This is a genomic window from Nonomuraea sp. NPDC059007 (genome assembly GCF_042740555.1).
GTDB lineage: Bacteria > Actinomycetota > Actinomycetes > Streptosporangiales > Streptosporangiaceae > Nonomuraea.
In genome coordinates this window covers 161,979-166,430 of record NZ_JBHYJD010000023.1, presented here as the reverse complement: position 1 = coordinate 166,430, position 4,452 = coordinate 161,979, and the positions used below count along the sequence as shown (strand labels likewise).

Here is a 4,452-nt window from a genome sequence, read left to right as displayed (position 1 = left end):
GCAAAAACTCATCATATTCCAGACGAGGTGTTGCATGAAATACTTCATGCACTGGCTTTTAACACACTGTTGAGTTCTCAAGAAACGGACGCGTTCTCGGCGTTCATTTCGTATTTCTATTCTTTCAGCCGTTCCATTCTCTGTCAAATTCAGTGACTTGACATTTCCTGGAACCCCCGCAAACTTACCAGACCATCCAGAGAGGATGAGCCAGAAAGATTTCTGTGGGGTGTGCCGGGCGGATCGTGTGATCGGCTGCCCTGCGGGAGCAACTCTAGCAGCCCCAGACACCCGCTTACGCCCACTCAGGTAATCACCTTGTCCTTCCCTCCCCACGCACCCCCAAACCTCCGCGGCCGCATCCGGCCCCCGACCTCGGCAAGTGGACAGCAAGTCATCCGCAATCGCTCCCCGGTACGAAGTACACACGAGCAGACTGCACCCCGGAGGTGTTGGCAATGACCCGCTCGGAGTTCGATGACATCCGTGCCTTCCTGGCCGACGGGCAGACATCCGCCGGCGACCTTCTCAAGATTGCCCGCACCCTGGTCGACGACCTGGAACACGCCAGGATGCGCGAGGCCGTGCTGCGTTCCTACTATCTGCGGCTGATGACCGCGGCCCGCGCGTCGGTGGCGTCCGACACCGTGGACGCGCCGGACCCGCTGGCCTTCGTCCGGCATGAGCTCGCCGAGCGCGGCCAGTTGCCGACGGACGGCGAGGCGGTGCAGCGCATCCTTTCCGACGCGCGCACGGCAGCGGCGCTGATGGCCTGCATGGAGGAGAACCCTCCCCCGGTACGGCCCCGCGGCCTGCGTCTACGCCGCTGCGTCGGCACGGGCCGCAGGCTCGCCCACTAGCCGCCGAGCTCAGAAAAGCCAGACCATGTCCATACCCAGTCTTGGATGAACGGCTGTAAGACTGCGCGTATGTGGCAGCGGGGGTTGAACTGGGCAGCGATCGTCCTTGTGGGCGGTTTCGGCCTCATGTGGCTGGGCGTCGTGCTGTACGCGGCCGACGCCTCGACGCCATGGATTCGATTCGCACAGGCGGCGTTCGGGCTCCTGCTGGCCGGCTGGTCCGTACAGAAGGCCACTGTGATGATCCGGGCATGACATGACTGAACAGCCATACGAGATCAGCCAGGACATGGGCGACGATCCCCAGGAGTCGGTCATCGCCATGTACAAGGACAAGCTGCCCGAGCGGCACAAGATCGACGAGATCGACGACGAGGCCGACCGCAGCATCGTCACGTGGATGCGCGAAGAGGATCACCGTCAGACCGACGCCCACGTCGATCTCCTCCAGGAGCCCCGGACGTACTTCCCGGAAGACGACGAGGATCAGGGCTGAAACCGGTAGCCCATCCCCGGCTCGGTCAGCAGATGGACGGGACGCGCGGGGTCGCGCTCCAGTTTCCTGCGTAGCTGCGCCATGTACTGCCGCAGGTAGTGCGTCTCCTTCTGGTACGAGGCGCCCCACACCTCCGTCAGCAGTTGCCGCTGGCTGACCAGCTTGCCCGGGTTGCGGAGCAGTAGCTCAAGGAAGTGCCATTCCGTGGGCGTCAGCCGTACCCCGCCCGAGATGGTCTTGCCGACGAGGTCGATCAGGTGATCGCCCACGCGCGCCTCCGCGGACTCCGCGGTGGGGACGGCGGCGCGGCGGGTGACCGCCCGCACCCGCGCGAGCAGCTCGTCGATGCCGAAGGGCTTGGTGACGTAGTCGTCGGCGCCGGCGTCGAGGGCGTCGACCTTGTCGTGGCCGTCGCTGCGTCCGCTGAGCACGATGATCGGGACCTGGGTCCAGCCGCGCAGCCCGTGGATGACGTCCACGCCGTCGATGTCGGGCAGGCCGAGGTCGAGGATGACCAGGTCGGGGTGCCAGTCGGCGGCCTGGCGCAGCGCGGTGGCGCCGTCGGCGGCGACGGCCACCTCGTAGTGGCGGGCGACGAGGTTGATCCGCATGGCGCGCAGGATCTGCGGCTCGTCGTCTACCACGAGTACGCGCGTCATCCGGCTCTCCGCAGCGAGACCGTCATGGTGAGCCCTCCTCCTGGTGTCTCCTCCGGCGTGAGCGTGCCGCCCATGGCCTCGGTGAGTCCGCGGGAGAGCGCCAGCCCCAGCCCCACTCCCTTGTGCGTGGAACGGTCGCCGAGCCGCTGGAACGGCCGGAACACCCGTTCGTGCGCCTCGGCCGGGATGCCGGGGCCGTGATCGACCACCCTGATCTCCACGTTCTCGCCGTGCCAGCTCGCCGAGACGACAACGTCCCCGTAGCGCACCGCGTTCCCGACGAGGTTGACCAGGACGCGTTCGAGGAGCACCGGATCGGCGGTGAGGTCGGGCAGGTCGGGCGGAATCTCCACGGCCACGAGCCGGGAAACGCCCAGATCGGCGAGGGCCCGGTGGACGATCTCCGCCGCCGACACCGGTTCCGGGGCCACGCCCAGGACGCCGGCCTGCAGACGGCTCATGTCGAGAAGGTTGGTCACCAGCCGGTCGAGTTTGTTCAGGGACTCGTGGGCGGTGTCGAGCAGTTCGGCGCGGTCCCCGGGCGACCAGTCGATCTCGGTGCCGCGCAGCGAGTCGACGGCGGCGCTCGCCGAGGCCAGCGGGGTGCGCAGGTCGTGGCTGACCGCCGCGAGCAGCGCGGTGCGCATCTTGTCGGCTTCGGCGAGCGCCGCGGACGACGACGCCTCCTCCCGCAGCCGCTGCTGGCGCAGCGCCACCGCCGCCTCGGCCGCGAACGCCTCCAGGACCCGCCGGTCGGCCGCGTCGAGGATCCTCCCCTGTACGGCCAGCCCCAGATCCCCGTCGACCACCACATCCGGTACGGCCGACGGCGGCCCGCCCGCCGTGGCCACGATCCGCCAGCCGTCGCCATCCTTCTCCAGCATGGTCGCCGAGGTCAGCGAGTAGACCTCGCGCAGCCGGTCCAGCAACGACGGCAGCGCCGAGTCCCCCCGCAGCACGTGCCCGGCCAGCGTGGACAGCACCTCGGCGTCGGCCCTGGCCCGCGAGGCCTCCCCGCTGCGCCGGGCGGCCAGGCCGACGACCGCGCTGACCATGGCCGCGACCAGCACGAAGATGGCGAGGGCCAGCAGGTTCTCCGGCTCGTCGACGGTCAGCGTGTGATACGGCGGCGTGAAGAACCAGTTGAGCAGCCCGAACCCGGCGACGGCCGCGGTGAGCGCGGGCCACAAGCCGCCCGCGAGGGCCACGCCGACGACGAGCAGCAGGAAGAGCAGGATCTCGCTGGGCAGCGCCAGATCGGGACGGAACGGCAGCAGCCCCGCCGTGAGCAGGGGCATCCCGGCCAGGGCCAGCGCCCAGCCCGATACGCGCCGTCTGAGCGAGAGGGCGGAGCGGTCCCCGTGCCTGCGCCCGTGCCGGACGCCCTCGTGGGTGACCATGTGCACGTCGATGGAGCCGGACAGCGCGGTGGTCTCCACGCCGACGCCCGGCGAGAGGATCTGCGCGAGCCGGCCGCGGCGGGAGGCGCCGAGGACGAGCTGGGTGGCGTTGACGCCGCGGGCGAACTCCAGCAGGGCGCGGGGGACGTCGTCGCCGAGCACCTGGTGGTAGGTGCCGCCGAGGTTCTCCACGATGGTGCGCTGGCGGGCGACGTTGGCCGGGTCCGCGCCGGAGGTGAGGCCGTCGGCGCTGGTCACGTGGACGGCCAGGAGGTCGGCGCCCTTGGAGCGGTCGGCTATGCGGGCGGCCCGCCGTACCAGAGTGTCGCCTTCGGGACCGCCGCTGAGGGCGACCACGACGCGCTCGCGCGCCTCCCACGTGTCGGCGATGCCGTGGTCGGCGCGGTAGCGGTCGAGCTGCTCGTCCACCTTGCCGGCCACCCAGAGCAGGGCGAGCTCGCGCAGCGCGGTGAGGTTGCCGACGCGAAAATAGTTGGACAGGGCGGCGTCGACCATGGCCGGGCCGTAGACGTTGCCGTGGGCCATGCGGCGGCGCAGCGCCTCGGGGGCCATGTCGACGAGCTGGACCTGGTCGGCCCGCCTGACCCACTCGTCGGGGACGCGTTCGCGCTGCACGACGCCGGTGATCTGCTGGACGACGTCGCTGAGCGACTCCAGGTGCTGGATGTTGACGGTGGAGACCACGTCGATCCCGGCCGCGAGAAGCTCGTCGATGTCCTGCCAGCGTTTCTCGTTGCGCGAGCCGGGCGCGTTGGTGTGGGCCAGTTCGTCCACGAGCGCGACCGCGGGCGCGCGGGCGATGACGGCGGCGGTGTCCAGTTCAGCGAGGTCGGTGCCGCGGTAGTGGACCGTCTTCCTCGGCACGATCTCCATGCCGTCGAGGAGCTCGGCGGTGCGGGGCCGGGGGGGGGGGGGGGGGGGGGGCCCCCCCCACCCACCAGGACGGGCGGGGGGGCGGCGCCCCGCGGGGGGGGTGTTGGGTTGTGTTGGGGAGAGCCGGGGGGGGGCCCGCGGGG

The 4,452-nt window shown here is 70.0% G+C and carries 5 protein-coding genes; 3 read left to right on the top strand and 2 right to left on the bottom strand.

All coding sequences use genetic code 11. From position 1 onward, the window contains the following. Nucleotides 1-458 precede the first annotated feature (458 nt). From ACFWY5_RS33230 to ACFWY5_RS33220, 3 genes are all read left to right on the top strand, one after another. Nucleotides 459-860, top strand: coding sequence for a hypothetical protein (locus ACFWY5_RS33230; protein WP_379636599.1), 402 nt, complete (start codon nucleotides 459-461; stop codon nucleotides 858-860). A gap of 84 nt (nucleotides 861-944) precedes the next feature. Continuing rightward, complete coding sequence (locus tag ACFWY5_RS33225) at nucleotides 945-1,115, top strand: hypothetical protein (RefSeq protein ID WP_379610468.1); 171 nt, start codon at nucleotides 945-947, stop codon at nucleotides 1,113-1,115. 1 nt (nucleotide 1,116) lies between these two features. Next, nucleotides 1,117-1,356 (top strand): hypothetical protein, encoded by a 240-nt coding sequence (locus tag ACFWY5_RS33220; protein WP_379610470.1) that lies wholly within the window; start codon nucleotides 1,117-1,119, stop codon nucleotides 1,354-1,356. On the opposite strand, the gene ACFWY5_RS33215 is transcribed toward ACFWY5_RS33220, so the two are convergent. Then, complete coding sequence (locus tag ACFWY5_RS33215) at nucleotides 1,347-2,015, bottom strand: response regulator (protein WP_379610472.1); 669 nt, start codon at nucleotides 2,013-2,015, stop codon at nucleotides 1,347-1,349. The genes ACFWY5_RS33220 and ACFWY5_RS33215 overlap by 10 nt on opposite strands. Continuing rightward, on the bottom strand, nucleotides 2,012-4,452 hold a 2,441-nt coding region (locus tag ACFWY5_RS33210; protein ID WP_379636597.1), incomplete at its 5' end, for a DUF4118 domain-containing protein. The genes ACFWY5_RS33210 and ACFWY5_RS33215, both read right to left, overlap by 4 nt.

Bases quoted from the DNA above. Each gene is read 5' to 3' on its own strand.
- ACFWY5_RS33220 (WP_379610470.1), top strand. From the start codon at position 1,117: ATGACTGAACAGCCATACGAGATCAGCCAGGACATGGGCGACGATCCC.
- ACFWY5_RS33230 (WP_379636599.1), top strand. From the start codon at position 459: ATGACCCGCTCGGAGTTCGATGACATCCGTGCCTTCCTGGCCGACGGG.
- ACFWY5_RS33215 (WP_379610472.1), bottom strand. From the start codon at position 2,015: ATGACGCGCGTACTCGTGGTAGACGACGAGCCGCAGATCCTGCGCGCC.